Origin of the sequence: Candidatus Pelagibacter sp. Uisw_134_02, assembly GCF_047720265.1 — a bacterium.
In the GTDB taxonomy this organism is placed as follows: Bacteria; Pseudomonadota; Alphaproteobacteria; order Pelagibacterales; family Pelagibacteraceae; genus Pelagibacter.
This window is the reverse complement of record NZ_CP159813.1, coordinates 1,233,245-1,259,823: the sequence shown is the minus strand read 5'-3', so window position 1 is coordinate 1,259,823 and position 26,579 is coordinate 1,233,245. Positions and strand designations below refer to the sequence as shown.

Below are 26,579 nucleotides of genomic sequence, written 5' to 3'. Positions count from 1 at the left end.
TTAGCCTTAAATATTTTTACTCAATAAAATAGCCATTTTGGTGACTTAATATAAATTTTTCATCATTAAATTTATTACTTATTTTTTTCCGCAATCTATACACATGAGTTTCAACAGTATGTGTTTCCATATCTAGTGAATAACCCCAAATATTTCTTTGTAAGTCAGCTACGTCATGTTTTTTTTTACTTTCATTCAAGTATAAAATAATTTCAATTTCTTTTTCTGTTAATTTTAGACTTAAATTATCTTTAGAAAAAAATTTAGAATTTAAATTTAACTCATAATTTTTAATATTAATTTTAGATTGATAGTTAAATTTTAATTTAATTAGTTGGATATTAATTATTTCTTGTAGTTTATTTACAGATATAGGAAAATGATCAAAACTTAAAAAATTTTTATTTACTGTTAATTTCAATTTATCCTTAGAAATTATTAAGGAATTAACTGTATCCAAGTTAGGATTCTTAATAAATTCTTCCTCATTTTCAAACTTTTCAACTTTGAAAGACAAATTTTCTTTAATCTCATCTAAGATTTCATATAGTAAATTAAAGTTTATAATAAAAATATTTTGTTTAATCATGCTTAATATTACCTATGATAATTCATGTAAAAAATAAAAACACCCTTATAATTGATGATTTTAAAATAAAATGTTGTATTGGAAAAAATGGTTTAAATTTTAATAAGAAAGAGGGTGACCTATCTACACCAGTAGGCTTGTTTAATATTAAAAAATTATATTTTAGGATAGATCGGGTAGGTATTCCAAAATGCAAAATTGATAAAAAAATTATTAAAAAAAATATGGCTTGGTGTGATGATCCAAATCATAAAAAATATAATGAAGAAATCAGAATATCAAAAAAAAAATCTAAAGAAAAGCTACATAGAAAAGATCACAAATATGATTACGTTATCTCAATTAGTTATAATGATAAAAAAATACCAAATATGGGGAGTGCCGTGTTTATACACTTAACAAATAATTACAAACCGACTGCAGGATGTATTGCTTTAAAAATGAAAGATTTTGAAATTTTATTAAAGCTAGTTGATAAAAAGACCAAAATTAAGATTGGTTAAATTCTATTTCCAAATATTTTAGAGCCAATTCTTACATGAGTTGAATTATTTTTTATAGCATTCAAATAATCACTCGACATTCCCATGCTTAATTTTTTTAGATTTAGTTCTTTACTAATTTTGTTCATCTCAGAAAAATACATTTCAACATTTTCGTCATTTGGCGGTATGCACATTAATCCAATGATATCTAAATTTAAATTTTTACAAAATTTATAAAAATCAGATATTTTTTGCCTATCAATGCCTGATTTTTGTTCTTCATTACCTATATTCACTTGTATAAATATTTTTGGATTTTTTTTTTGTTTTATTTGTTGATCGGCAATTTTAATTGCCAGTTTTTCATTGTCTAATGAATGAATATAATCAAAAATTTGTAGAGCAAATTTAACTTTGTTGGTTTGAAGCTTTCCAATTAAGTGAAGTTTAATATCTTTCTTTTTATTTTTTATATCAGTCCATTTCACCAAGGCTTCTTGAATTTTATTTTCTCCATAATCTAAATGGCCGTGATTTATTAAAGGCATTATATTTGACATTGGGTGGGTTTTACTTACAGCAATAATTTTTGGTTTTTTTTTAAATTTATCCAATTTTTCAATATTTAATTGTATTTCTTCCTCAATCTGAATTAAATTATTGACACTTATATGCATAAAAAATTACCTAACATATTTTACTTTATAGATACTTTTGAAAAAAATTATATCAGAAAATTAAATCATAATGTTTCTATAATTTTTAGAAACTACCATATTAAATATAATGAAAAATTTATTGTTGATATTAAACAATTTTGTAAAACACAAAACAGAAAATTTTTTTTATCAAATAATTTAAAATTAGCATTAAAACTCAATTTAGACGGTGTTTATCTACCTTCATTTAATAAGTGTTTAAACACTAGAATGTTTGGTGTAAAAAAAAACTTTATGATAATTGGATCGGCACACAACATAAAAGAAATAAGAATAAAAGAACAACAAAAAGTAAAATTAATTTTCATATCACCTTTATTTGCAGTTAAAAAAAATAAACAATTTTTAAACCCTATAAAGTTTAATCTACTTGCATCCAAAACCTCAAAAAAAGTAATTGCTTTGGGAGGTATTAATCGTTTGAATTTTAAAAAACTAAAAATGGTAAATGCTTATGGCTTTGCTGGAATATCCTATTTTAATAATAATTATAATTTATAAATCTAAAAATGGACAAAATTCAAGACAATATTAAAACCTTATTAAATTTATTTGATAACAAAAAATTTGATGAAGTAATAATTAAATCAAAAAAGCTTATTAGAAAATTTCCAAATTACTTAATTTTATATAATATTTTAGGCTCCTCATATCAAAACACAGGAAGGTTTAATTTAGCTAGAGATATTTTTATAAAAGCAAACAAAATGGATGCTTCAAATATTGCAATTATGAACAATTTAGCAAACGTACATAAAAATATAGGTGAAATGGAGTTATCAGAAAATTTATTTCAAAAAATAATTAAAAAAAACCCCAATTATACAAACGCCTATATTAATTGGGGTAACTTGAAACGAGATAGTAATGATTTTGAGTCAGCAATAAATTTATATAATAAAGCTTATAAAATTGATGAAAAGAATCCAGTAGTCCTTTATTCGTTAGCGCTCGCATATCAAGGTTTGGGTGATTTTAAACTTGCAATAAATTTTGCAAAAAAAACACTTCAAATAGACAAAAAATTTACACAAGCTGACATGTTAATTTCTCAATCACAAAAATATGAAAATAACAATGATCATTATCTAGAAATGAAATTAAAAATTAAAGATTTAGAATTAAATGATGTTCAAAAAACTAATCTTCTATTTGCTATGTCTAAAGCTGAGGAAGATATGGACTTGATTAAAGAATCTTTCACTAACTTAAATCTTGCCAACCATACTTGGCGTAAATTATTAAATTTTAACATTAACAATGAAATTAAAATTTTTAACAAAATTAAATCTATTTTTAATAAAATTGATTTAACTAAAACTGATAATTTTAACTTTCAGGGCAAAAAATTAATATTTATTCTTGGTATGCCCAGATCCGGTACCTCATTAGTTGAGCAAATAATTACTTCTCACTCCGATGTTTTTGGTGCAGGAGAGCTTCCTCAACTTTCTAAAATCATAAAAAATAGACTTTTTTATGAAGATTTACCATCTGAAGACGGTTTGATTGATTTATTCCAAAATGAATCTTTTGCTGATCAGCTAAGACTTGAATATTACGATTATCTCAAAAGATTCAATGCTAAGAATCCCTTTATTACAGATAAGGCTCCTTTAAATTTCAGGTGGATTGGCATTATTAAAATTCTTTTTCCTAACTCAAAGATTGTCCACTGTTCCAGAAATTCAAAAGATAATTGTTTGTCTATTTTCAAAAATTTTTTTGAAGGTGGTCTAGATTTTGGATACAATCAAAAAGAACTGGGCACATACTACAATATTTATTTAGATTTAATAAAATTTTGGCAAAAAAAGCTACCTGGTCTTATCTATGAAGCTAAGTATGAACACATAATTCAATCTCCAGAGCTTGAAATCAAAAAAATTATCAAATTTTGTGATTTACACTGGGAAGAAAATTGTCTTGAATTTCATAGAAATAAAAACCCCATAAAAACTATGAGTACCGCACAAGCTAGAAAACCTATTTACAAAAGTTCTTTAAACTCTTTTGAAAAATTTTCACCTTTTTTAAATGATTTAAATAAATTGCTTTAAGATTTAAGCAAAAAAAAAGCCCCAATAAATTGGGGCTTTTTTAATAATTTTAAGTTGTACTAAAACGCAAATGAAACAGCAATTTCTGTCATTGAGTCGTTAGCATTTGCAGTTCCACCATTGTTAGAAACTTCATTTCTGTTTCCAGCAATTTTAATTGAACCCATAGTGTAAGCTACAGCGATACCTTCACCGTCTTCATCTACAGCAGCAGTTGTGCTGTGGTCAGCATAATGAACTGTTCTTTCACCATAAGATACTGAAAGATTTTCATTTATGTTAAAAGCTATACCCCAAGCATCAGTTTCTTCTGACTGAGTACCTTGTTTACCATGGTTTATTTCTGACATTTGGTAACCAAAAGTTGCTGGACCAAAAGAGTAGTTAGCGAACGCAGTCATGTGCACTGAATCTACTTCGTTTACGCCTGCAGCTGTAGAACCAGAATCTTCACCATAACCAGCACCGATAGCTAAACCATCAACACCAAGCATAGATCCATCAGTTGTTAATGCAAAGTCCCATGCAGATCCACCAGCACCTGATGAAGCTCCATCAGCGTTTTTAGCTGCTGAACCTTTTCTGATAGCACCATTAAATGTAACACCTTCGAAAGTATTTACATAGTTCCACACACCACTTGCACCAGCCGTACCAACTAGTCCACCTACTGAATCAGCTGTGAAACCACCACCATCTAGACCATCCCAGATTTCTTCAGCAGCAGTCGGTGTTTTATCATCGATTGTACCTAAACCTGATCCAGAACCTTGGTCAAATGCTAATGTTCCCATATCACCCATGTCTATAGACAATCTTGCAGAAGTCATTCCAGCAAATTGATCTTTAGATGTTTGCATGTAAGATACAGTATATCCGTTAACTTCACCTGAAGCTGTAAAGCCGATGTTAGTTTTCATACCATACGGGTTTCCAGTTGTTTCAGTGTTATCTTCACTAGTGTAAGTTAACATTGTAGCACCGTTAACTGACATCTCTGCAGCGTTAGCTGAGATTGCAGCAAGAGAACCAGCTAAAGCCGATAAACCTACTTTTTTAAAGTTATTCATGTTTTTCCTTTTGTTATTGTTTTTCATATATGAATAGTTGAAAAATATTCATCTTAGAGTAAATTTCTATTAATTTTTGATTTTTTGTGCATATTTTACCATTTTGTTGCAAATATATCACTATTTTTTCTACTTTTGTATTTTTTAGGTAATTTTAGATAAAACTGATATTAGAATTAAATTAAATTTATATCAATGATTAATAATTATAAAATAAAAAGCTCATTAGTTGTCTTATTAACCTTTTTTATTTTATTAAGTTCCTGTGGAATTTATAAAAAAACTGATTCAAGAAAAATTCCAACAAATGCCAACGAAAGAATTAAAAAAAACATAGAAGAAGGCAGGGGTTTTAGACTTGGAAATATTGGAAAAAAATCAACTAACTTTGAATTTGCAACTTCAAATCCTCTTTGGAGAGCTGCTTTAGAGAAATTAGATTTTGCACCACTAAATAACGTTGATTATGCAGGTGGAATAATTGTTACAGATTGGTTCAGTGATGGTAGCTCCAAAGATCAAATTAAAATTACTATAAGATTTTTATCTAACGAGATTAGATCCGATGCTTTGGAAACTATAATTCATAAAAAAACTTGTGATAATCAAAATAATTGTAAAATTATTAAAATTCAAAATGATATGAATTATGAAATAAAACTTGCTATTTTAAAAAAAGCAGCAAATCTTAAAAATAGTGATGTTGCTTCAAGTAAAGAAAAAAATGAGTCCTATAAAATTCCTGGTAAACAATTTTAACAAAAATAAACTAAATTGATCATTTGATAAATAGGTCATCTAAAATGGAAAGCGATAGATATAATTTCAAGCTTGTAGATAAAAAATGGCAGAAATTTTGGGAACAAAATAAAACTTTTAAAGCTGAAATAAAAAAAGATAAAAAAAAATTCTATTGTTTGGAAATGTTTCCATACCCATCTGGGAAAATTCATATGGGTCACGTGAGAAACTATACAATTGGTGATGTGCTTGCAAGATACAAAACATTAGAAGGATATAACGTCTTACATCCAATGGGCTGGGACTCATTTGGTATGCCTGCTGAAAATGCTGCGCGTCAAAATAATTTAGATCCAAAAGAATGGACTGAAGAAAATATTGTCAATATGAAAAGTCAACTTAAAAAATTAGGCCTTTCAATTGACTGGGATAGAGAAATTTCGACCTGCTCATCAAATTATTATGAACACCAACAAAAAATATTTTTAGAGCTTTATGATAAGGGCCTCGTTTACAGAAAAGAAAATTACGTAAATTGGGACCCTATTGATCAAACAGTTCTTGCAAATGAACAGGTGATTGATGGCAAAGGATGGAGATCTGGAGCCATTGTAGAAAGAAAGAAACTTAACCAATGGTTTTTTAACATATCCAAATTTTCTGAAGTTCTCCTTGAAGGACTTGATGAACTAAATGAATGGCCAAATAAAGTGAAGGTTATGCAAAAAAATTGGATTGGTAAATCTTTTGGCTCAGAAATTAACTTTAAAATTGAAGGAAATTCCGAAGTTGAAAATATTAAATGTTTCACAACAAGGCCTGATACTTTATTTGGTATTTCTTTTTTGGCTGTGTCAGTAGATCACCCAATATCTAAAATATATGAAAAAAACAAAGAATTTATAAAGTTTAAAAAGGAATGTTCTAAAACTGGTACAACAGAAGAGGCTATTTCACAGGCTGAAAAAATTGGATTTAAAACAAGCTTAATTGCTATTAATCCACTTAATGAGAATCAAAAAGTTTGTGTTTATTTTGCAAACTTTGTTTTGATGGATTATGGTTTTGGTGCTGTGTTTGGCTGCCCGGCTCATGACCAAAGAGATTTAGATTTTGCTTTGAAATATAAGTTAGATGTTATTCCTGTAATTAAGCCAACAAATAAAGATATTAACAATAAAATTGAAAAAGAAGCTTATACAGGACCAGGAGTTATTTTTAATTCACAATTTTTAGATGGATTAAAAGCACCAGAACAATCAATTATAGAAACTATCAAAATAATAGAACAGAAAAAAATAGGTGAAAGAAGAATTAATTTTAGACTGAAGGATTGGGGCGTATCAAGACAAAGATATTGGGGTTGTCCAATTCCTATCGCATACAATAAAAAAAATGATATCGTTAAAGTGCCTCTGGAAAAACTTCCCATAACACTCCCAAAAAATATCAATCTAAATACAACTGGAAACCCCCTAGATCACCAAAAAGAATGGGGAGAAATTACTATTAATGGTGAGCAGTGCAGACTGGAGACAGACACACTTGATACTTTTGTGGACTCTTCTTGGTATTTTTTAAGATTTTGTTCAGCAAAAAATACTGATGATGCCTTTAATGTTGATGAAGCAAACTATTGGATGCCTGTAGATCAATATATAGGTGGTGTTGAACATGCCATTTTACATCTTTTGTATTCTAGATTTTTTGTAAGGGCACTAAATTACAAAACAAATAAAATTAATACCCCAGAACCCTTCAAAGGTTTATTTACTCAAGGAATGGTTTGTCACGAAACCTATAAAGATAAAAATGGTAAATGGTTAAGTCCAGAGGAAGTGTTTTCAAAAAATAATCAAGATTATTACCTTAAAGAAAACAATCTAGAAAAAATTACAGTGGGCCCTTCCGAGTCAATGTCTAAATCAAAAAAAAATACTATAAACCCTCAAACAATGATAGAAAATTATGGAGCTGATGCAGTAAGATTATTTATCCTGTCAGATAGTCCACCAGAAAAAGATGTGCAATGGTCTGATCAAGGGATGATAGCTGCTTATAAGTTTATTCAAAAATTTTGGGTCCTACATAAAAAGATTAAACAAAAAATTGAATTTGAAAAAAATAATAATCAACCATTTGTTAATGAAAAAATTAACGAATTTACAAATCAAATGCTAAATAAAATTAATATTAGTTTAAATAAATTCAGCTATAATGTGATTGTTGCAAACTTACATGAAATTTATAGTTTTTATAATAAAACTACTGAATCCAAAAATGTTGGTAATAATCTACAAGATAATTATATAAAGATTTTAACAATTATGTTGCCAATAGTGCCTCATATTTCCAATGAATGCCTGAGTGAAGTAACGGATAAAAAAATACTTAATTGGCCTAAAGTAGAAAATAAGTATCTTAAAAACAAAGAGATAATTATAGTCATTCAAATAAATGGAAAAAAAAGAAGTTTAATTAAAGTTAAAGCTGATATTGAGGAAAAAAATTTGATAGAATTAGCAAAAGATGCGAAAGAAATAAAAAAATATTTAGAGGAAAAAATTATTATTAAAAGTATTTTTATAAAAAATAAATTAATAAACTTAATTGTAAAATAATGATAAAAAAAATTTTTTTTTTTTTAGTTTTAATAGGAATTACAAATTGTGGTTACAATCCATTATATTTAAAAACAAATGAAACTTCTTTTTATATAAAAGATTATCAAATAAAGGGTAATAAAAAAATTGGTAGAAAAATTATAAGTGCTTTACAAATTCTAGATAAAGTAAATTATAAAAAAAAAGCATATGAAATAATAATAGATAGTGAAAGTAAAATAGATAAGCTATCTAAAGATATAGCTGGCAATGTAACAGTTTATAAAACAACAATTACCGTTGAAATTGAACTAATAGAAAAAGAAAAAATTATAAAAAAAAAACAATTATCAACCAATTTTACTTATAACAATATAGATAATAAATTTGATTTATCTCAATATCAAAAAAGTATTGAAAAAAACTTAACAAATAAAATTATTGATGAGCTTAAAATCTTTTTAAATTTTTAATAAATGATTATTAAATCTTTTGAAATTAATAAGATAAAATTAAAAAATTATAATTTTTATCTTCTTTATGGAAATAATGAAGGCTTCAAAGACGAGGTCATAAAAACAAATTTTGAAGAAAATTATCAAAATAAAATTTATAGCTATGAAGAAAAAGAAATATTGAACAATACGGATAATTTTTTTAATACTATCCTTACAAAATCTTTCTTTGAAAACGAAAAGTTAATAATAATAAATAGATCCTCAGATAAAATAAAATTAGTTATGGAAGAACTATTAGAAAAAAATTTGAAAGATATAAAATTTATTTTAAATTCAAAAAACCTAGAAAAAAAATCAACCCTGCGAAAATTTTTTGAAAAAGAAAAAACTATGATATGTATTCCATTCTACGAAGACAATGATCAAACTTTAAATTCTATAATTAATCAATTTTTCAGAAATAAAAAAATTCAAATCTCTCAACAGTTAATAAATATTTTAATAGAGAGAAGTAGAGGTGATAGAAAAAACTTAAATAATGAATTAGAAAAAATAGAAAATTTTTCCTTAAATAAAAAGAGCTTAACTCTTAAAGAAATAATCCAACTAACAAACCTAGCTGATAATTATAGTGCATCGGAACTTATTGATTATTCTCTTGCTAAAAATACCAGGAAAACTGTCACTATATTGAATGAAAACAACTACTCAGAAGAAGATAATATAATAATTATAAGAACACTTCTTGCTAAATTAAAAAGATTGGTAAAAATTTATAAATTAATAGATGAAAAAAATGGCATTGATCAAGCAGTTTCTGCATTTAAACCACCGATTTTCTGGAAAGATAAAACTTTGGTATCACAACAAATAAGATGCTGGAGTGAAGAACAGTTAAAAAATTTACTTTATGAGAGTAATAAAATTGAATTTTTAATTAAAAAGAATTCAAGTTTGGGCAATAATATTCTTTCAGATTTTATAATCAATAATTCAAAAAAAACTAATAATTAGATTTAATAACTTCAATTATTTTATTCAATTGATCAAGGTCTTTATACTCAAAAACCAAAGACCCAGTATTATTTTTTTTATTTTTAATCAAAACATTAAGTCCAATCTTTTCCTTAATTGAGTTTTCCAAAGACTGCAGATTTGCATCTTTAGAAAATATAGGAGATTTTTTTTTCTTAAAGATTTTTACAAAATTTTCTGATTGTCTAACAGATAAATTTTTTTCAACTATTTTATTGGCAACAAATTCTGCATTATCTAATCCCACTAGAACTTTTGCATGGCCTGCGGATAGTTTTTTTGTCTCTATCAATTTTAAGACTACTTCTGGCAATGTTAGTAATCTTAAAAAATTAGCTATATGACTACGACTTTTTCCAATAAATTGAGCTACTTTTTCTTGATCATAAGAAAACTCCTTAATAAGTCTATGATAACCACGCGCTTCCTCGATTACATTCAAGTCATTTCTTTGAACATTTTCAACAATAGCAAACTCTAAAGATTTTAAATCATCTACGTCAGCAACAACAACGGGCACTTCGTGAAGTCCAGCTTTTTGAGCAGCTAGCCACCTTCTCTCTCCTGCAATTATTTCATATTTTGAGTTATCACTACTAGATTTTCTAACTATAATTGGCTGAATAATACCTCTCTCTTTTATTGAGTTTGTTAAGTCTTGTAGACTATCAACATCAAATATTTTTCTTGGTTGAAATTTGTTGCTTTGCAGATCGCTTATAGAAACTTTATTAATATTTATCTCAGTTTTTGTTTCACCAATTAAAGACGATAAACCTCTACCTAAACCTTTTTTTATTTTGGTTGTATCCATTATGCAGCACTTCCTATTTGCTGTTCTTGACTAATAAATTCATCTGTAAAATTAAAATAAGATTTACTTCCAGGACACAACTTATCATAAATTAAAACTGGCATACCATGGGATGGTGCTTCGGACAGCCTTACATTTCTTGGAATAATTGTAAGATATACTTTTTCTTTAAAATAATCTCTTGCTTCTTTTTCAACTTGCGCTGAAAGTTTGTTTCTTTTGTCATACATGGTCAAAAGTATTCCTCTGATCTTTAATCCAGGATTTAAATTAACTTTTATTCGATCTATTGTCTTCATAAGTTGTGTTAGACCCTCTAAAGCAAAAAATTCAGTCTGTAATGGTACAACGAGAGAATTAGATGATACCAGGGCCATTACTGTAAGTAAACTTAGTGATGGTGGGCAATCTATGAGGATATAATCATAAGATTCTCTAGAATCATTCAAATATGCGGCTAATTTAGCCTTTAATATAAATGCTCTTTCATTATCACTAGCTATTTCAACTTCTAGTCCTGATAAATCAACGTTAGAAGTAATGATGTCTAAATTTTTTACTTCTGTTTTTTTAATCACCTTTGAAATTGGCATGGTTCCATTTAGTACACCATAAATTGTTTCACTAGAATTATTTAAATTAGATAAACCAAGTCCCGTTGTAGCATTCCCTTGTGGATCAAGATCAATTACTAAAATTTTTTTTTCCTGTTTTGCCAAACCAGCTGCAAGATTAATAACAGTTGTTGTTTTTCCAACCCCACCCTTTTGATTTATTACTGAAATAATTTGCATTCTAATTTTTTATTTTTTTTCAATATTTTTTATGTTTAATAAAAATGAGTCCACATTTGTAATACTTTTTTTTTTTTCAAAATTGAAATCCCAAATTTTTAATGTTTCTTCTAAAATTTTTTCACCATTTTTTCCCATAAATAAAATTAAGTTTTTATAACTATTAAAATTTTTATAAACCAAATCTATAACTATGGGCAATGGCTTAAAAGCTCTTGTCATTATAGTACCTGACTCTAAATTTTGTGCCTCAAAAATATTTTGTTTTATAACTTCTGTGTTCAATTTGAGGTCTCTTGACACTTTTCTTAAAAAAGTGCTTTTATGGTGACTTTTTTCATACATACAGACTTTTGCTGAACTTTTTGAATTTTTAAGCATTATCGAAACTATTATCCCAGGCAAGCCGCCTCCTGAGCCTATATCAGTTATTATACTGCTATTTAAATCAACAAATTCAATGATTTGGGCAGAATCTACTATATGGCGGTTTCTAATCACCTCATCTTTAGCGGTTTCTTTGCTAATAATATTAATTTCTTTATTTTTTTCACTAAGCATTGAAACATATCTTTCAAAATCTACAAATGTTTCACGTGGAACATTTTGGTTTTTTAGTAGAGAATATTTTTTAAAAATTTCTTCCATTAAGCTATATGCTTAATAGACTTTCTTTTTACATGTGACAACAAAATATACACTGCAGCGGGAGTAATTCCGTCAATTCTTAATGCTTGACCCATTGTTTTTGGTTTTATTTCCTTAAATTTAGCTTTTACCTCATTTGACAATCCTGAAAGGCCATCATAATTGATTTTATCTGGTATTATAAGGTTTTCATCTCTTTTAAAGGCTAAAATATCAGCTTTTTGCTTCTTCAAATAACCTCTATAATGAGCATTAATTTCAACCTGCTCATCTATTTCTTTACTAAAAAAAGGTATATCATCCCATATTTCTCTAATTTTATTCATATCAACTCCCTTTTGAGTTAAAATTTCATTAGAAGATCTTAAAACACCATCTTTTGCTATTTTTATACCAAATTGATCAGCTTTATTAGGTGATATAGTTGATTGACCCATTTTTACGTTAATTTGTTTAATTTTGTCGAATTTATCCTGATAAAGAACCTTTCTTACATCACCAATTAATCCAATTTCTATTCCTTTTGCAGTTAATCTTTGATCTGCATTATCAGATCTAAGGCTTAATCTATATTCAGCTCTTGATGTAAACATTCTGTATGGCTCAGCCACACCTTTGGTCACTAGATCATCGATCATTACTCCTATGTATGCATCTGATCTATCAAGTATGAATGGCTCTAATTTTTTAACTGATAAAGCGGCATTTATCCCGGCTATGAGACCCTGAGCCGCCGCTTCTTCGTAACCTGTTGTTCCATTAATCTGACCTGCAAGGTAAAGACTACTAATCTTCTTAGTCTCAAGCGTTAAAGACAACTCTCTAGGATCTACATAGTCATATTCTATGGCATATCCTGGTCTTATGATAGATACATTCTCTAAACCGTTGATATTGTTACATATTTCTTGCTGTACATAAGCTGGGAGTGATGTGGAGATACCATTTGGGTAAATTGTATGGTCATTTAGCCCCTCAGGCTCTAAAAATATCTGGTGTCGACCCTTATCAGCAAATTTTACTATCTTGTCTTCAATAGATGGACAGTATCTGGGTCCAACACCTTGTATGCTACCAGAGTACATGGCACTCTTAGATAAATTTTTTTCAATAATTTTATGAACCTTATCGTTAGTATAAGTCATGCGACATGAAACTTGTTTGTTAATATTTTTTTTAGTTAAGAAAGAAAAAAAATAAGGATCATCATCTGCAAACTGTTCTTCTAAATTTTCATAATTAATTGTTCTTGAGTCAAGTCGGGGAGGGGTTCCTGTTTTTAACCTCCCTATTTTAAAATTATATTTTTCTAATTGTTCACTTAATCCCGTTGAAGGTTTCTCATCGTATCTTCCAGCAGGTGTTCTTTCATCACCTATATGTATCAAACCATTTAAAAAAGTGCCCGTTGTTAGTATTAGCTTAGAACATAAAACTTTTTTACCTTCTTTAGTTATAAGGCCAGTTATTGTATTTTTATCAAAAATAAAATTTATTACAGGGTCTGAAAAAATGTTTAAATTACAGTAGTTTGCAAGTTTTTCTTGCATATATTTACGATATAATGATCTATCGGATTGAGTTCTTGGTCCTCTTACAGCTGGGCCTCTACTTCTGTTTAATAATCTAAATTGTATACCCGATTTATCTGCAACCTCGCCCATAACACCATCAAGAGCATCTATTTCTCTTACCAAATGACCTTTACCTAAACCCCCTATTGCTGGGTTACATGACATCTCTCCGATTGTTTCTTTCTTATGAGTGAATAGAGCGGTGTTAACTCCTAGTCGTGCAGAAGCTGCAGCTGCCTCACATCCTGCATGGCCACCACCTATTACTACAACATCGAATGATAAATCATTTTTCATAAACTAAACTTACAACTGATTATTATATTTACAAGAGACGTATAGTTTTGCTTAAATAAGCATTAATTATCAACATTTTTGAGAAAAAAAGGGCATAAATATAAGGAAAATAGACTATTATTTACCTATACAAAAATCGTTGAAAATACTGCCTAATATCTCCTCAACATCGACTTTTCCAACAATCATACCAAGATGTCTAGTGGCTAATCTTAAATCTTCTGCAGCTTTGTCAAAGTCCTCAACTTCATTTTTTTTATTAAAATTTTTAAGGTGCTCTAAACACTGCTCAAGATGTTGTCTATGTCGTTCTCTAGTAATTAAAATATCATCACTTGTTATAAATTGATTTTTTAAATTGTCTTTTATTTTTAAAATTAATTCATCAATGTTTAAATTTTCTTTAATTGAAATTAATACATGATTTAATTTTTTAATTTCAGGATCAATTTCTCCATCTAAAAGATCTAATTTGTTTATTACTAAAATCGCATTTTGATCTAACAAACCTTTCAAAACATCAGTAAATTCAACGTTTTTTGCATCAACAACTATCAGCTTCAAATCAGCTTCTTCTGCTCTATTTAAAGATAACTTTATACCTTTCTTTTCAATTTCATTTTTAGAATCTCTAATCCCAGCAGTGTCAGAAACAATTACTGGATAACCATCTATATTAAGATGTGTTTCTATTACATCTCTTGTGGTTCCTGCAATCTCTGAAACTATTGCAACATCTCTATTTGATAGATGATTTAGGAGACTAGATTTACCTGCATTAGTAGGTCCAAGAATTGCAATCTTAAAACCTTCTCTTATTCTTTCTCCAACCTTTTGATCATTTAAAATTTTTTCTATATTTTTTAAAACATCATCAGAACTTTTTTTAAGTTCTTCTAAAATATCATTTGGCAAATCTTCATCTGGAAAGTCTATTTTGGCTTCAACATGAGATAAAATTTTTAAAAGTTTTTCTCTTAAAAAATTGAATTGATCAGCAGATTTTCCATTCATAATTTTAATCGCTTGTTGTCTTTGAATTTCGGTTTCAGAAGAAATTAAATCTGCAATGCTCTCAGCTTTAAGTAAATTTATTTTTCCATTTTGAAATGCAAGCTTTGTAAACTCACCGGGTTCTGCTAAACGACAATTTTTTATATTTGAAATAGAGGTGTGTATGGCCTCGATTACAGCTTTACTCCCATGTATGTGAAATTCAGCCATATCCTCACCTGTGTAGCTCTCAGGACCAGGAAACCACAATATTATGCCTTCATCAATAAGCTCAGAAGTGTTGATATAGTTAATTTTCCTAAGTGTGGCTACTCTTGGCTTGGGTAAATCCTTACCAGTCAATAATTTTACTACATTTGAAGTTTCTTTCCCCGAAATCCTGATAATAGCAACTCCCGAAATACCTGGTCCAGAAGATAAAGCATAAATTGTCATAAAAATATTATATCTTAGATTTAATATACCTGTAAAACCATAATTACTAAAAAACATCTCATAAATATACTGCTCTCTTTATTTAATTTTTAAATTGTTGTAAGGTTTTTTCATAATTGAAAAGGGTAAAAACAATTAAAATGGTAGTCTGGATAGCGTCATATCCTAAGAGTGGTAACACTTGGGTAAGATCCCTTGTTTCGTTAATTTTATTTTCAAAAAATGGTAATTTAGATAATTTTAATATTTTAAATAATATTGATCAATATCCCACAAAACGATATTTTAAAAATTTAGTAACAAATTATAATAATGCTTCGCAAATTCAAAAAAATTGGATTCCTTCTCAAAATTTAATTAATAAAGATAAGAAAATAAAATTTTTCAAAACTCATCACATATTTTGTAAATATAGAAATAATGCATTTACTGACAATTCTAACACTCTGGGCGTTATCCATGTTGTTAGAGATCCAAGAAATTTGGTCACTTCTCTTAAAGATCACTGGTCTTTAAAAAACACAGAAGATGCTAAAGAAAAACTTTTTGATGTTCAAACAATGACAGGCTTAAAAATTCAACCAGATAAGGCATACAGTTTTCCAGTTATGATTAGTTCATGGAACAATCACTATAATTCATGGAAAAAAATAAATAAAAATTACCTTCTAATAAGGTATGAGGATTTAATTAAGGATCCAGAAAAAGAACTTAATAGAATTGTTGTTTATTTGCATAGTATAAATAAATTAAAAATAGATAAAAAAAAAATAGATAATATTTTAAAAACAACAACTTTTGAAAACTTTAAAAAATTAGAAGATGAAAGTTTATTTAATGAATCAAATTTAGATCAAGCCAATAAATTAAAATCTTTTTTTTAATATGGGTCCCAATCGAAATTGGACTAAACTTATAAACAAAAATATTAAAAATGAGATTGAAAAAAATTTTTATACAGAAATGAAGGAATTGGGTTATGTTGATTAAGCTGGCTTATTCATCGAGCTAAAGAAATCTGCATTGCTTTTTGTTTCTTTAAGCTTTGAATTAATAAACTCTATTGCATCCATAGTTCCCATGGGGCTAATAATTCTTCTTAATACATTCATTTTTGAGAGATCATCTTTGTCAAAAAGTAGTTCTTCTCTTCTTGTTCCAGATTTAGTTATATCTATCGCTGGGTAAATTCTTTTTTCTGCAATTTTTCTATCAAGAACTGTTTCACTATTTCCCGTGCCTTTAAATTCTTCAAAAATTACTTCATCCATTCTTGATCCCGTATCAATCAATGCTGTTGATATAATTGTCAAAGATCCACCTTCTTCAATATTTCTAGCTGCACCAAAAAATCTTTTTGGTCTTTGTAACGCATTCGCATCGACACCACCTGTCAACACTTTTCCTGAACTTGGAATTACGGCATTATAAGCTCTGCCTAATCTTGTGATTGAGTCCAATAAAATAACTACATCTTTTTTATGTTCTGTTAATCTTTTTGCTTTCTCGATTACCATTTCGGCAACAGCTACATGCCTTGAAGCTGGTTCGTCGAAAGTAGAGCTAATAACTTCACCTTTAACTGTTCTTTGCATGTCGGTTACTTCCTCGGGTCTTTCGTCAATTAGCAAAACCATTAAATAACTCTCTGGATAATTTTTAGCAATTGAGTTTGCAATACTTTGTAAAATCATCGTCTTACCTGCTTTTGGAGGTGAAATTATTATTGATCTTTGACCTTTTCCGATTGGGCTTACAAGGTCTATTAATCTTGGTGTTAAATCTGGTTTTTTTTCTACTTTAGTTGTTTCAACTTCCATCACCATTTGTTTGTTTGGATATAGTGGAGTTAAATTGTCAAAAGCAATTTTGTGACGTGCTTTCTCTGGCTCTTCAAAGTTTATTTTGCTTACTTGCAATAATGCAAAATACCTTTCACCTTCTTTTGGAGCTCTAACAGGTCCCTCAATAGTGTCTCCTGTTCTCAAACCAAATTTTCTTATTTGGCTTGGGCTAACATAAATATCATCTGGTCCAGCCAAATAATTTGACTCCATGGCTCTTAAGAAACCAAATCCATCTTGTAATAATTGTAAAACTCCTGCTCCAGTTATCTCTTCTTTTTCTGCAACTTTTTTTAATATAGCAAATAAAATTTCTTGTTTTCTTAATGTACTAGCATTTTCAATTCCGAGCTCTTCGGCTTGCGTTATTAATTGTTCAGATGATTTTAATTTAAGTTCTTGTATATTCATTAATAGGGGGGTTTAAAATTTTTGTAAGATAAGTTAAATATATATACTCTTTAAACTATTACAAGCATAGATCTCGGTGCTCTTTAAAGCTCAATAAAATAAGGCATTTTATAGAGTATTTAAGAACTTAAACTTAGTTCTTTAGCAAAATCCTCTACTTTAGACCAGTCTGTAAACTCAAAGGACTTTGTGGTGTCAGTTGGGCCTTTGGTTATAAACATTATAAATCGAATAATGTATTTATCAAAAAAACCATAATTTGGATAATTAACTTTGCCAGCAAAGACGCCTAACTTATCGGGTTTCCAATTTGAAATTTTTAAAAACTTTTTCATATAAGGGTTTGTTTCTGGAGTATTTTTTTCTGGTTTTCTTGCAACAACATTTACCGAAAAAAAAGCGCTTCTTTTTTTTTCAAGTGTTTCTTTGTTTGAAGAAATAAATTTATATAAATTTTTACTATGCTTCCCATACCTAATGCTTGCTCCAATTATGATGTCTTCATAAGGTTGAAGATTAAAATTACTTGCTTCTTCTAGAGAAATTAATTTTATAGATTCACTATTTTTTGAAAAGCCTTTTATTTTTTCACAAATATTTTTTGTTTGACCATCTGTACTTGAGTAAATTATTAAAGAACCAGACATTTTAATTAATACTATTTTTTATTCATTATTTGTTGTGGCATTTTCTGATAATATTTTTTTTCAACTTGGTATTCTATATCCTCTTTATCTTGTGCTGAGCCCTCTGCTTGTATGAAGGTATATTTTGCAAAGTCCTTACACCAATCTTTGTTGGTATTAAGACATTCTACTGGATGGACATTGCCACCCCATTCTTTGGCATCATTTACTAGCTCATGACCTAATTCATCAGTGGTTTCGAGACAGTCTGCAACAAAACTTGGGGAATATATTACAATTTCTTTCTTACCTTCAGAAATTAATTTTTTAATTACATCTTCCGTGTATGGTGTTATCCACTCCTCAGAACCGAAGCGACTTTGAAAACTCATCATACACTGTTCTGGCTTAATATTTTTTAGACTAGTGGTAATAAGACTAAATGTTTCGAAACAATGTCTATAATAGTCATCACCTTTACTGACAACTCGCCTTTTTTGCATTCCATGAAAGGTTATTACTAAGCTGTCGATTTTCTTTCCTTGATTTATTAATTCATTTAATTTTAAATCAACTTGATTTACAGAATTATCAATAAAGGCATGTGTTCTGTGAAAGTTTGTGATGACTTCAAAGGTTGGTATTTTTACTCTCTTCGACAACTCTTTTGCCAATGCATCTATACCTGAAGCTATTGTGGCCTCAGAGTACTGGGGAAACATTGGTATAACTAATAATTTTGTTGCGCCAATACCCTTTTTTAAATCATCCTCCCAATCATCATAAACCTCATGTACATATGGGGGTGATAAAAGAAAAGCATGGTTTACTTCGACATAACCTTCTGGATCAATTTTTTTTAATTCCTCACTTACATTTTTTGTAAAATCTCTCGTGTTGGTTATCAATGGAAAACTTTCTCCATCCCAGATTCTTGCATAAAGTTTTGCGGACTTTTGTGGCCTGAAGGGCAACACAAAAAAATTTAAAATTATTTTCCAAAGCCACGGATTTATATCAACAACCCTTGGGTCTCCTAAAAATGCACGAAGATATTTTCTTAAAGCTTTGGTTGTTGGCTCCGAAGGTGATCCAAGCTGAACAAATACAACTTTTGTTTTTCTTTTTGGATGTGTGTACTGTTGTATCATTATAAATAAGTTTTTATAAATATTGTTTTAGTTTTTAATTTAATAATCTTTTACCATCTTTACTAAATAATCCACCATGTTAGGTTCTGTTTGGGGCAATACGCCATGGCCTAGATTAAAGATATACGGATGATCTTTAAATATATCCAGATATCTTTTTGCCTCTTTTTTTAAATTTTCTTTATCGGTTAATAATATTTTTGGATCAAGCCCTCCTTGAATGGGTATATTAATTTCTTTACATATAGATATTGGGTTTACATTATAATCAATATTAATAGCATCGGGTTTAACAATATCACAATAATTTTTATAATTCTTCACTCCTCTTGGAAAACAGATAATGGGTATGTTTAACGATTTTACATAATTAACTAAATTTAAAGTTGGAATGTAAACATAGTTTGGTAAATCTTTTTCTTTTAATAATCCTGCCCAACTATCAAATATCTGTATTATTGTTGCACCATTTTTTATTTGATGATCAATATGCAGTTTTAAAAATTTTTCTAATATTTTTAAAATTCTATTTATTAAAAATTCATCTTTAAAAAAATCTTTTATCAATTCTTTTTTTGGTGAATGTTTGTTAATCATATAAACTAACAATGTCCATGGGGCCCCGATGAATCCTATTAAGTTTTTATTTTTAATTAAATTATTTTCACTTACTTTTTTAATTGATTTATAAACAGGGTATAGTTTTTCTACAAAATCTACTTCATCAATTTTAGATATTCGATTTAAGTCTAGTGGTCCCAATTGAGGGCCAAAATTTTTTTTAAATTTCACTTCTTGATCTAATCCGTAAGGTAACATTAAAATGTCTGAAAAAATTATTGCTGCATCTAATTCAAACCTTTCAAGAGGTTGTAATGTTATTACAGATGATAAATTTTCATTTAAACATAAATTGATAAAATCTGGGTTTTTTTTTCTAATCTCTCTAAACTCTGGAAGATACCTTCCTGCTTGTCTCATCAACCATATCGGAGGATTATCTGTTTTTTTTCCAATTATAGTTCTTTGGATAGGGGTCATAATAATAATTAAATATTTAATTATAGTATTAGTTATATAGTATGTGAATATTGGTAATTAGTTGTTCTACATATTTTATACATGATTTATTAACAATTAATAATTTATAAAAGCAAAGTACAGTGTTTAAATAGTGACTTTATTTAATTTTGTTAAATAAAATGTATATTAATGTTTCACATGTTTATTAATGTTAATAAAAATCAAGTTTTACAGTAAAAAATAAAAAACATCATTATTTTAAAAAATGATAAAAATAATACTTATATACCAACATTTTATTCATGAGTAATACATATCAAATATATCTTATTTCAGACTCTACTGGTGAAACTCTGGATAGGGTTTTTTTGGCAATTAAAGCTCAATTTAAAAATATTGAGTATGATATTAAATCCTATTTTTTTACTAGGACAGAAAACCAAGTTGTAAAAATTCTTGAAGAAGCAAAAAAAAACAAGAACTCAATTATTTTATATACTATTGTTGATAGTGGTCTTGCTAAATTTTTAGCTAATAAAAGTAATGAAAAAAAAATTCCTTGCTTTGGTGTACTAGGAAATTTAATTCTCAGTTTTTCGAAATTATTAAACCAGCAAGCTTCTCACGTCCCAAGTGGACAACATGCTCTCAATGAAGAATATTATGAAAGAATTGAAGCTATACAATTTACAATGAATCATGATGATGGAAACATGGTTAATGAATTAAATAAGTCAGATTTGATATTATTAGGAGTTAGTAGAACAAGCAAAACTCCTACTTCTATTTATCTTGCTAACAAAGGTTTTAAAACATCAAATATTCCACTTGTTAACGAAAAATCAATACCAGAAAGTTTAAAAAAAAACCCAAGGATGGCCTGTGTTATCGGCTTAACAGCAGAAGCCGAAAGATTAGTTGATATAAGAAAAAATAGAATGATGACACTTAGAGAGAGAGAGAACACAAGTTATACAGATATACAAAAAATTAAAAAAGAAGTCGAAGAAGCAAAAAAAACTTTTGCCAAATATAAATGGCCAACTATTGATGTTTCAAGAAAATCAGTTGAAGAGGTTGCCGCATCAATAATTAAAATACACGAAATATATAAAAACAATGATTGATCAAATTATACTTGCATCAAAAAGCAGAGTCCGAAAAAAAATTTTAGAGGAGAATCAAATTAAATGTGTTGTGGAGCCCTCAAATGTAGATGAGGACAGTGTTAAAGATAGCCTATTAAAGGAAAATGCAACTCCAGAAATTATTTCTAAAAATTTAGCCGAACTTAAAGCAAACAAAATAAGTCAAAAAAGAAATGGCGATATAGTTTTGGGAGCTGATAGTGTTATTGATCTTAAAGGAAAAATAATTTCAAAACCAGCTAATAGAGAAGAAGCTTTAAAAATACTTTGTGATTTAAATGGGGAAACGCACCAACTAATAAGCTCAGTATGCATATCTCAAAATGGCTCAATGATTTGGAATTACACAGACAAAGCATTTTTAACCATGAAGAAAATGACTGAAAAAGAGATTGTAGATTATTTGTCTAAAATAAGTGATGAAGCATTATATGCTTATAATGTATATCAAATTGAAGGCGAAGGCAGATCTTTATTTTCCAGGATAGAGGGAGACGAGGATACAATAATGGGATTACCAATTAAAAAAATTAAAGAATATTTAAAGAGCTTTAAATGAAAAAATACTTAGTCATAGGAAATCCTATTGAGCACTCATTGTCACCCAAATTACACAATTATTGGATCAAAAATAATAATATTAATGCAATTTATGAAAAACAAAAATTGGGTGAAAATGAAATTGAAAATTTAATTTTAAAAGTTAAGGAAAAAAAATTAAACGGAATTAATATTACGGTGCCTTTTAAAAAAAAAGTTATTCCTTATTTGGATAGATTAAGTTTTGAGGCTGAAAGCACTCAATCAGTTAATACTATTTATTTAGATAATAATGAACTAGTTGGTCATAATACTGATATTGGTGGATTTGAACTTGGTATTAAAAACTTAAAATTTAAAGTAAATGATAAAAAAATTTTTATATTAGGTGCTGGAGGAGTTGTGCCATCAATAATTTTTGCATTAAATAAAATGAAAGTTTCTGGAATTACAATAAGTAACAGGACCAAAAGTAGAGCTGAAAGCTTAAAAAATTTTTTTAAAAATTTAAAAATTGTTGATTGGGGAAATATTCCAGAATTTGACATGATCATTAACGCTACAAGTGTAGGGTTAAATAGTAATGATCAATTAAATCTAGATTTTTCTAAAGTAGGAAAAAATAAATTATTTTATGATGTAATTTACAACCCCAGAGAAACAAATTTTTTAAAAATTGGAAAAAAAATAGGCAATGAAATAGAAAATGGAAAATTAATGTTTATTTATCAGGCCTTCATTGCTTTTAAGGTTTGGCATGGTGTTGAACCAGAAGTAAATAATGAAGTAATTAAACTTTTGGATTAATGATAAGAATTGGAATTTTAGGAGATATAGGATCAGGCAAAAGTTATGTAGCTAAAAATTTTGGCTACCCAGTGTTTAATGCAGACTTTGAAGTGGGCAAATTATATAAAAAAGATAAAAAAATTTTTAATAAGATAAAAAAAACTTTACCAAAATATATTTATTCATTTCCTATTAGTAAAAATGAAATTTCTAATGCTATCTTAGCCAACAAACCTAACCTTAAAAAAATTGTAAAAATTGTTCATTTGGAAATAAGAAAAAAAATGAACACATTTTTGAGCAAAAATAAAAATAAGAAGATAGTAATTTTAGATATTCCACTTTTATTAGAAAATAAAATTAATAAAGAAAATGATATTTTAGTATTTGTTAAATCAAAAAAAATAGATGTCTTAAATAGATTAAAAAAAAGAAATAGCTTTAATCCGAAACTTTTAAATAAATTTAAAAAAATTCAATTACCACTGAATTATAAAATGAAAAAATCTCAATTTATTATTAAAAATGATTTTACTAAAAAATCTGTTAAAATGGGAGTAAAGAAAATTATTAACGAAATTCTATAAAATGAAAGAAATAGTACTAGACACAGAAACAACCGGATTATCAGTTAGAGAAGGTCATAGAATTGTTGAAATTGGATGCATTGAGATAAATGATTTGATTCCTTCTAAAAAAAGATTTCATTGTTATCTTAATCCTGAAAGAAAAGTTTCTGAAAAAGCACTTGAGGTTCATGGATATACGGATGAATTTTTATCTACCCAAAAAAAATTTTCAGAAATAGTGGATGAATTTTTAAATTTTATAGAAAATAAAAGATTAGTAATTCATAATGCAGAATTTGACTTATCTCACTTAAACAACGAATTAGCATTATTAGGTAAAAAAAAACTCAATAGTGAAAATGTTGTGGATACACTTGTATTAGCTAGAAATAAATTTCCCGGTTCACCAACAAGTCTCGATGCTTTATGCAAAAGATATCGAGTAGATAATTCGAAACGAAAACAGCACACGGCACTAATTGACTGTGACTTGTTAGCCAAAGTTTATATTAATCTTTTAGACCAAAAAGAACCCATGTTAAATTTTAAAAATGAAGATAATGAAAAAACAATAATTAACTCTAATAAAATTAATCGATATTATAAAAAAGTAATTAAGCCCACAGAAGAAGAGCTAATGCTACATAAAAAATATTTAAAAAATAGTTTAAAGAAAAATTTTTTTAATTAGATTTTTGTTTGTATAATTCAGTAAAATCTATTTTTTTTTCCATAGTTACTTCTGGAAAACCAGAATTATGAACTAAATCTAAAAATGCTTTTTCGAGTCTTGGATAAATTTTGTTTTGAACGTCACATAATATAATTTTTTCTAAATCTTTTTTATCTACTTCAACCTCATCAATTTTAACAATCGAAGCATAAACTAATTCAAAGTAAGACCTTTTTTCATTTAATTCTTTGTCTTCAAATTTTAATGTTGTGTTAACTTCAACCATTTTATTTTTTAGAGCTTTTGAATTTATATCTATACTAAGGTGGTATTTAGATATTTGTTCTTTAACAAAAATATAAGTTTGAACATCAGTTGTTTCACTAGAAATATCTTTTATATATTCAGCTAGTATTTTAAAGTTTTCTTTCATTTTCATCATCTATATCTTCAAATTCACCATTAATAAAATCTTGTTTCTCATTTATTGGTTTTTGTTTAATTGACACTTTCTTAAATATTAATTTTCTTGTTGGAGGAAATATTATTAATAAGCCCAAGAAGTCAGTAGCAAAACCAGGTAAAATTAAAAGAAGGGCTGCAAAAGCCAAAGCCGCACTAGAAATAATCTCATAGACTGGAAGCTCATTTTTTAAAATTTGAGACATTCCGGACCTAAGGGAATTAAAACCTTCATATCGGGCATAAATAATACCAAAAAAAGCAGAAATAAAGACAAGCAAAATCGTATTAAATGCTCCTACTTGGGAACCTATTTTAATAAACAAGTAAATCTCGATAACTGGGATACTAATTAGTAATAATAAAAATGTGTTCATTTGTCCCTAGTTTAAATTGATAGTTGTAATTTAGCAACATAGTAAATATTGTTAGTTTATGAATTATAGTTTTGAATACATAGACATTATTCTCTTAGCAATGATTGCTGGTTTTATTTTTCTTCGTTTACGTGGAATACTTGGAAAAAAAACTGGTTTTGAAGGAAAAATGCCAACACAATTTGAAAAAGAATTTAAAAAAACAGAAGTAAGTCCAAAACAAATCAATGATAATTTTGATGAAGAGACACAGAGAGAATTTTTAAAAGGAGCAAGAATAGCTTATGAGACAATCATCACAGATTTTAGTGATAGTGATAACAAGCTAATAGCTAGCAAACCACTCTTAAGTAAAAAAATTCATGACCAATTTCAAGAAGCTTTGTTAGATAGACGAAACAAAGGTCATTTTGCAGAAATAACTTTCATAGGAATTAAGTCAGCCGCAATTAAAACTCATAAAAAAATAGAAGAAAGTTTAGAGGTGACGGTAGATTTTGTTAGTGAAATTATAACCTGCATAAAAGATAAGGATAAAAAAATAATCTCAGGAAATGGTGAAAAAATTAAAACAGTTTATGATACTTGGGTTTTTTCAAAAAATATTAAATCTTCGAACCCTAACTGGCTACTAATTGATACAATAACATAATTGAAAAAGAAAATTTCAAATAAAGATAAAGAAGACTGGAAAAATTTTTTAAAGAGTAAAGAAAAAATTCCCAACAAAGATCTTATTAATAAAAAAAATATAAGACAAGAAAAAATAAAAAAGATAGATCTTCATGGTTATACGATTGAAGAAGCCAACAAGAATGTAGAACAGTTCATTCAAAAATCTTTTGATGAATGTATTACTAAAATAATTGTAATTACTGGTAAAGGCCTAAGGTCTAAAAATATTAAAAACCCTTATCTTTCAAAAGACCTAAGTATACTTAAATATTCAGTTCCAGAATATATTGAAAATAATAAAGATTTAACAAAGTATATTATCGAAACTGCGGATGCTAAAATTGAAGATGGCGGAAGTGGTGCTTTTTATATCTATCTTAAAAATAAAAATAAAATTAAATAACAGAGTAGAAAATGAATAAAATTAAAAGAAAATTAAATATTTTTAAAAAAAGAAATATTGATAAAAAAATAGATAACTTTTTTAGTTGGGTAAAGGGTGCTGAATTAGTTGAACTTAAATCATGTAATATAGCAGAGGATCCAGTTCGTCCTGAGCTAGATGTAATATTTAGAAGAAGCTACGGAAGGAAAATTTTTGGTGTAAAATATAATAAAGAAATATGTGCTATTATGTGTTTTGGTTTTACAGATGAAGTTCCAAAAACTGTTAAAGAATTAGATTTAATGACAAGAGATGCATACTTAAAAAGCGCTCAAAGAGATCAAAATATTGGAAAAATAGCCATTGCATACACCGTTTGGTCAAAAAAAAGAGGAGGTGGAAAATTAATTGTAAAAGAAGTTTTTAAAATGATAAAAAAATCAAATCACCTAAATAGACTTATTACTCTTTCACCACTTACTGAAATGGCTCGAAAATTTCATTTAAATAATGGGGCTAAAGAGCTTCAGGTTAACGAAGAAACACAAAATTTTGAGTATAAAATCTAAT

At 27.8% G+C, this 26,579-nt stretch carries 30 protein-coding genes; 16 read left to right on the top strand and 14 right to left on the bottom strand.

Translation table 11 applies throughout. The annotated features are described in order from the left end of the window. Positions 1-16: 16 nt before the first annotated feature. Positions 17-589, bottom strand: a complete 573-nt coding sequence (locus tag ABXT56_RS06870; protein ID WP_415300017.1) for a helix-turn-helix domain-containing protein — start codon at positions 587-589, stop codon at positions 17-19. A 14-nt stretch (positions 590-603) separates the two neighbouring features. On the opposite strand from ABXT56_RS06870, the gene ABXT56_RS06865 reads away from it, so the two are divergent. Beyond that, positions 604-1,092, top strand: a complete 489-nt coding sequence (locus tag ABXT56_RS06865) for a L,D-transpeptidase family protein (RefSeq protein ID WP_415300016.1) — start codon at positions 604-606, stop codon at positions 1,090-1,092. Here ABXT56_RS06865 and ABXT56_RS06860 read toward each other — a convergent pair. Further along, a complete protein-coding gene (locus ABXT56_RS06860; RefSeq protein WP_415300014.1) occupies positions 1,089-1,751 on the bottom strand; it encodes a YggS family pyridoxal phosphate-dependent enzyme in 663 nt (220 codons plus the stop codon). The two genes, ABXT56_RS06865 and ABXT56_RS06860, sit on opposite strands and share 4 nt — an antisense overlap. On the opposite strand from ABXT56_RS06860, the gene ABXT56_RS06855 reads away from it, so the two are divergent. Continuing rightward, positions 1,746-2,294 (top strand): thiamine phosphate synthase, encoded by a 549-nt coding sequence (locus ABXT56_RS06855; RefSeq protein ID WP_415300012.1) that lies wholly within the window; start codon positions 1,746-1,748, stop codon positions 2,292-2,294. The two genes, ABXT56_RS06860 and ABXT56_RS06855, sit on opposite strands and share 6 nt — an antisense overlap. 8 nt (positions 2,295-2,302) lie before the next feature. After that, complete coding sequence (locus ABXT56_RS06850; RefSeq protein ID WP_415300010.1) at positions 2,303-3,853, top strand: tetratricopeptide repeat-containing sulfotransferase family protein; 1,551 nt, start codon at positions 2,303-2,305, stop codon at positions 3,851-3,853. A gap of 59 nt (positions 3,854-3,912) precedes the next feature. Here the strand turns inward: ABXT56_RS06850 and ABXT56_RS06845 are convergent, their stop codons facing one another. Further along, entirely contained in the window at positions 3,913-4,923 is a 1,011-nt protein-coding gene (locus ABXT56_RS06845; protein ID WP_415300008.1) for a hypothetical protein, read from the bottom strand. A gap of 195 nt (positions 4,924-5,118) precedes the next feature. Here ABXT56_RS06845 and ABXT56_RS06840 point away from each other — a divergent pair, with 195 nt between their 5' ends. Genes ABXT56_RS06840 through holA form a run of 4 tightly spaced genes read left to right on the top strand, consistent with a single transcriptional unit; the run spans position 5,119 to position 9,739 of the window. Then, complete coding sequence (locus ABXT56_RS06840) at positions 5,119-5,682, top strand: DUF3576 domain-containing protein (protein ID WP_415300006.1); 564 nt, start codon at positions 5,119-5,121, stop codon at positions 5,680-5,682. Between the two features lie 44 nt (positions 5,683-5,726). Then, entirely contained in the window at positions 5,727-8,285 is a 2,559-nt protein-coding gene (leuS, locus tag ABXT56_RS06835) for a leucine--tRNA ligase (RefSeq protein WP_415300004.1), read from the top strand. Beyond that, entirely contained in the window at positions 8,285-8,740 is a 456-nt protein-coding gene (locus tag ABXT56_RS06830; protein WP_415300002.1) for a hypothetical protein, read from the top strand. The genes leuS and ABXT56_RS06830 overlap by 1 nt, the downstream gene beginning before the upstream one ends. A 3-nt stretch (positions 8,741-8,743) precedes the next feature. Beyond that, complete coding sequence (gene holA, locus ABXT56_RS06825; RefSeq protein WP_415300000.1) at positions 8,744-9,739, top strand: DNA polymerase III subunit delta; 996 nt, start codon at positions 8,744-8,746, stop codon at positions 9,737-9,739. Here holA and ABXT56_RS06820 read toward each other — a convergent pair. The 5 genes from ABXT56_RS06820 to mnmE all read right to left on the bottom strand — a co-directional run bounded on the left by ABXT56_RS06820 (position 9,729) and on the right by mnmE (position 15,336). Further along, positions 9,729-10,574 carry a ParB/RepB/Spo0J family partition protein gene (locus ABXT56_RS06820; protein ID WP_415299998.1) on the bottom strand — a complete coding sequence of 282 codons (846 nt, stop codon included), beginning with the start codon at positions 10,572-10,574 and terminating at the stop codon, positions 9,729-9,731. The genes holA and ABXT56_RS06820 overlap by 11 nt on opposite strands. After that, the gene (locus ABXT56_RS06815; protein WP_415299996.1) at positions 10,574-11,368 is read right to left on the bottom strand and encodes a ParA family protein; all 795 of its coding nucleotides are present in this window, start codon (positions 11,366-11,368) and stop codon (positions 10,574-10,576) included. Before ABXT56_RS06815 ends, ABXT56_RS06820 begins: the two co-directional genes overlap by 1 nt. Before the next feature lie 9 nt (positions 11,369-11,377). Then, positions 11,378-12,016: a 16S rRNA (guanine(527)-N(7))-methyltransferase RsmG gene (locus ABXT56_RS06810; RefSeq protein WP_415299994.1), complete on the bottom strand. Its 639-nt coding sequence runs from the start codon at positions 12,014-12,016 to the stop codon at positions 11,378-11,380. Then, complete coding sequence (mnmG, locus tag ABXT56_RS06805; protein ID WP_415299992.1) at positions 12,016-13,887, bottom strand: tRNA uridine-5-carboxymethylaminomethyl(34) synthesis enzyme MnmG; 1,872 nt, start codon at positions 13,885-13,887, stop codon at positions 12,016-12,018. Before mnmG ends, ABXT56_RS06810 begins: the two co-directional genes overlap by 1 nt. Before the next feature lie 117 nt (positions 13,888-14,004). Next, positions 14,005-15,336, bottom strand: coding sequence for a tRNA uridine-5-carboxymethylaminomethyl(34) synthesis GTPase MnmE (mnmE, locus tag ABXT56_RS06800; RefSeq protein ID WP_415301409.1), 1,332 nt, complete (start codon positions 15,334-15,336; stop codon positions 14,005-14,007). Between the two features lie 140 nt (positions 15,337-15,476). On the opposite strand from mnmE, the gene ABXT56_RS06795 reads away from it, so the two are divergent. Then, a complete protein-coding gene (locus ABXT56_RS06795; protein ID WP_415299990.1) occupies positions 15,477-16,220 on the top strand; it encodes a sulfotransferase domain-containing protein in 744 nt (247 codons plus the stop codon). 102 nt (positions 16,221-16,322) lie between these two features. On the opposite strand, the gene rho is transcribed toward ABXT56_RS06795, so the two are convergent. The 4 genes from rho to hemE form a co-directional block, all read right to left on the bottom strand. Further along, positions 16,323-17,591 (bottom strand): transcription termination factor Rho, encoded by a 1,269-nt coding sequence (rho, locus tag ABXT56_RS06790; protein ID WP_415299988.1) that lies wholly within the window; start codon positions 17,589-17,591, stop codon positions 16,323-16,325. Positions 17,592-17,710: 119 nt separating this feature from the next. Then, positions 17,711-18,238: a menaquinone-dependent protoporphyrinogen IX dehydrogenase gene (hemG, locus tag ABXT56_RS06785; protein ID WP_415299986.1), complete on the bottom strand. Its 528-nt coding sequence runs from the start codon at positions 18,236-18,238 to the stop codon at positions 17,711-17,713. 11 nt (positions 18,239-18,249) lie between these two features. Next, positions 18,250-19,368: a ferrochelatase gene (gene hemH, locus ABXT56_RS06780; protein ID WP_415299984.1), complete on the bottom strand. Its 1,119-nt coding sequence runs from the start codon at positions 19,366-19,368 to the stop codon at positions 18,250-18,252. Positions 19,369-19,407: 39 nt separating this feature from the next. Beyond that, positions 19,408-20,409 carry a uroporphyrinogen decarboxylase gene (hemE, locus tag ABXT56_RS06775; RefSeq protein ID WP_415299982.1) on the bottom strand — a complete coding sequence of 334 codons (1,002 nt, stop codon included), beginning with the start codon at positions 20,407-20,409 and terminating at the stop codon, positions 19,408-19,410. A gap of 284 nt (positions 20,410-20,693) precedes the next feature. Between hemE and ABXT56_RS06770 the strand changes: the two genes are divergently transcribed. Genes ABXT56_RS06770 through dnaQ form a run of 5 tightly spaced genes read left to right on the top strand, consistent with a single transcriptional unit; the run spans position 20,694 to position 24,128 of the window. Then, positions 20,694-21,518 (top strand): pyruvate, water dikinase regulatory protein, encoded by an 825-nt coding sequence (locus tag ABXT56_RS06770; RefSeq protein ID WP_415299980.1) that lies wholly within the window; start codon positions 20,694-20,696, stop codon positions 21,516-21,518. Then, positions 21,511-22,098: a Maf family protein gene (locus tag ABXT56_RS06765; RefSeq protein WP_415299978.1), complete on the top strand. Its 588-nt coding sequence runs from the start codon at positions 21,511-21,513 to the stop codon at positions 22,096-22,098. The genes ABXT56_RS06770 and ABXT56_RS06765 overlap by 8 nt, the downstream gene beginning before the upstream one ends. Continuing rightward, positions 22,095-22,886: a shikimate dehydrogenase gene (gene aroE / locus ABXT56_RS06760; protein WP_415299976.1), complete on the top strand. Its 792-nt coding sequence runs from the start codon at positions 22,095-22,097 to the stop codon at positions 22,884-22,886. The genes ABXT56_RS06765 and aroE overlap by 4 nt, the downstream gene beginning before the upstream one ends. After that, positions 22,886-23,455 (top strand): dephospho-CoA kinase, encoded by a 570-nt coding sequence (gene coaE / locus ABXT56_RS06755; RefSeq protein ID WP_415299974.1) that lies wholly within the window; start codon positions 22,886-22,888, stop codon positions 23,453-23,455. The genes aroE and coaE overlap by 1 nt, the downstream gene beginning before the upstream one ends. 1 nt (position 23,456) lies before the next feature. Then, positions 23,457-24,128 carry a DNA polymerase III subunit epsilon gene (dnaQ, locus tag ABXT56_RS06750; RefSeq protein ID WP_415299973.1) on the top strand — a complete coding sequence of 224 codons (672 nt, stop codon included), beginning with the start codon at positions 23,457-23,459 and terminating at the stop codon, positions 24,126-24,128. Here the strand turns inward: dnaQ and ABXT56_RS06745 are convergent. Next, positions 24,121-24,543: a protein-export chaperone SecB gene (locus ABXT56_RS06745; protein ID WP_415299971.1), complete on the bottom strand. Its 423-nt coding sequence runs from the start codon at positions 24,541-24,543 to the stop codon at positions 24,121-24,123. The two genes, dnaQ and ABXT56_RS06745, sit on opposite strands and share 8 nt — an antisense overlap. Continuing rightward, complete coding sequence (locus tag ABXT56_RS06740; RefSeq protein WP_415299969.1) at positions 24,527-24,949, bottom strand: FxsA family protein; 423 nt, start codon at positions 24,947-24,949, stop codon at positions 24,527-24,529. Before ABXT56_RS06740 ends, ABXT56_RS06745 begins: the two co-directional genes overlap by 17 nt. 58 nt (positions 24,950-25,007) lie before the next feature. Between ABXT56_RS06740 and ABXT56_RS06735 the strand changes: the two genes are divergently transcribed. Genes ABXT56_RS06735 through ABXT56_RS06725 form a run of 3 tightly spaced genes read left to right on the top strand, consistent with a single transcriptional unit; the run spans position 25,008 to position 26,578 of the window. Further along, positions 25,008-25,601: a Tim44/TimA family putative adaptor protein gene (locus ABXT56_RS06735; protein ID WP_415299967.1), complete on the top strand. Its 594-nt coding sequence runs from the start codon at positions 25,008-25,010 to the stop codon at positions 25,599-25,601. After that, entirely contained in the window at positions 25,602-26,027 is a 426-nt protein-coding gene (locus ABXT56_RS06730) for a Smr/MutS family protein (protein ID WP_415299965.1), read from the top strand. It abuts the gene before it with no gap. An 11-nt stretch (positions 26,028-26,038) separates the two neighbouring features. Next, entirely contained in the window at positions 26,039-26,578 is a 540-nt protein-coding gene (locus ABXT56_RS06725; protein WP_415299963.1) for a hypothetical protein, read from the top strand. Position 26,579: the final 1 nt, after the last annotated feature.

Coding starts and splice junctions, on each gene's coding strand:
- ABXT56_RS06765 (WP_415299978.1), top strand. CDS start 21,511: ATGATTGATCAAATTATACTTGCATCAAAAAGCAGAGTCCGAAAAAAA.
- hemH (WP_415299984.1), bottom strand. CDS start 19,368: ATGATACAACAGTACACACATCCAAAAAGAAAAACAAAAGTTGTATTT.
- ABXT56_RS06770 (WP_415299980.1), top strand. CDS start 20,694: ATGAGTAATACATATCAAATATATCTTATTTCAGACTCTACTGGTGAA.
- leuS (WP_415300004.1), top strand. CDS start 5,727: ATGGAAAGCGATAGATATAATTTCAAGCTTGTAGATAAAAAATGGCAG.
- hemG (WP_415299986.1), bottom strand. CDS start 18,238: ATGTCTGGTTCTTTAATAATTTACTCAAGTACAGATGGTCAAACAAAA.
- aroE (WP_415299976.1), top strand. CDS start 22,095: ATGAAAAAATACTTAGTCATAGGAAATCCTATTGAGCACTCATTGTCA.
- ABXT56_RS06740 (WP_415299969.1), bottom strand. CDS start 24,949: ATGAACACATTTTTATTATTACTAATTAGTATCCCAGTTATCGAGATT.
- ABXT56_RS06850 (WP_415300010.1), top strand. CDS start 2,303: ATGGACAAAATTCAAGACAATATTAAAACCTTATTAAATTTATTTGAT.
- ABXT56_RS06795 (WP_415299990.1), top strand. CDS start 15,477: ATGGTAGTCTGGATAGCGTCATATCCTAAGAGTGGTAACACTTGGGTA.
- mnmE (WP_415301409.1), bottom strand. CDS start 15,336: ATGACAATTTATGCTTTATCTTCTGGACCAGGTATTTCGGGAGTTGCT.
- ABXT56_RS06860 (WP_415300014.1), bottom strand. CDS start 1,751: ATGCATATAAGTGTCAATAATTTAATTCAGATTGAGGAAGAAATACAA.
- rho (WP_415299988.1), bottom strand. CDS start 17,591: ATGAATATACAAGAACTTAAATTAAAATCATCTGAACAATTAATAACG.
- holA (WP_415300000.1), top strand. CDS start 8,744: ATGATTATTAAATCTTTTGAAATTAATAAGATAAAATTAAAAAATTAT.
- ABXT56_RS06810 (WP_415299994.1), bottom strand. CDS start 12,016: ATGGAAGAAATTTTTAAAAAATATTCTCTACTAAAAAACCAAAATGTT.
- ABXT56_RS06820 (WP_415299998.1), bottom strand. CDS start 10,574: ATGGATACAACCAAAATAAAAAAAGGTTTAGGTAGAGGTTTATCGTCT.
- ABXT56_RS06745 (WP_415299971.1), bottom strand. CDS start 24,543: ATGAAAGAAAACTTTAAAATACTAGCTGAATATATAAAAGATATTTCT.
- ABXT56_RS06830 (WP_415300002.1), top strand. CDS start 8,285: ATGATAAAAAAAATTTTTTTTTTTTTAGTTTTAATAGGAATTACAAAT.
- ABXT56_RS06865 (WP_415300016.1), top strand. CDS start 604: ATGATAATTCATGTAAAAAATAAAAACACCCTTATAATTGATGATTTT.
- ABXT56_RS06855 (WP_415300012.1), top strand. CDS start 1,746: ATGCATAAAAAATTACCTAACATATTTTACTTTATAGATACTTTTGAA.
- ABXT56_RS06840 (WP_415300006.1), top strand. CDS start 5,119: ATGATTAATAATTATAAAATAAAAAGCTCATTAGTTGTCTTATTAACC.
- dnaQ (WP_415299973.1), top strand. CDS start 23,457: ATGAAAGAAATAGTACTAGACACAGAAACAACCGGATTATCAGTTAGA.
- mnmG (WP_415299992.1), bottom strand. CDS start 13,887: ATGAAAAATGATTTATCATTCGATGTTGTAGTAATAGGTGGTGGCCAT.
- hemE (WP_415299982.1), bottom strand. CDS start 20,409: ATGACCCCTATCCAAAGAACTATAATTGGAAAAAAAACAGATAATCCT.
- ABXT56_RS06815 (WP_415299996.1), bottom strand. CDS start 11,368: ATGCAAATTATTTCAGTAATAAATCAAAAGGGTGGGGTTGGAAAAACA.
- ABXT56_RS06845 (WP_415300008.1), bottom strand. CDS start 4,923: ATGAATAACTTTAAAAAAGTAGGTTTATCGGCTTTAGCTGGTTCTCTT.
- ABXT56_RS06735 (WP_415299967.1), top strand. CDS start 25,008: ATGAATTATAGTTTTGAATACATAGACATTATTCTCTTAGCAATGATT.
- ABXT56_RS06870 (WP_415300017.1), bottom strand. CDS start 589: ATGATTAAACAAAATATTTTTATTATAAACTTTAATTTACTATATGAA.
- ABXT56_RS06725 (WP_415299963.1), top strand. CDS start 26,039: ATGAATAAAATTAAAAGAAAATTAAATATTTTTAAAAAAAGAAATATT.
- coaE (WP_415299974.1), top strand. CDS start 22,886: ATGATAAGAATTGGAATTTTAGGAGATATAGGATCAGGCAAAAGTTAT.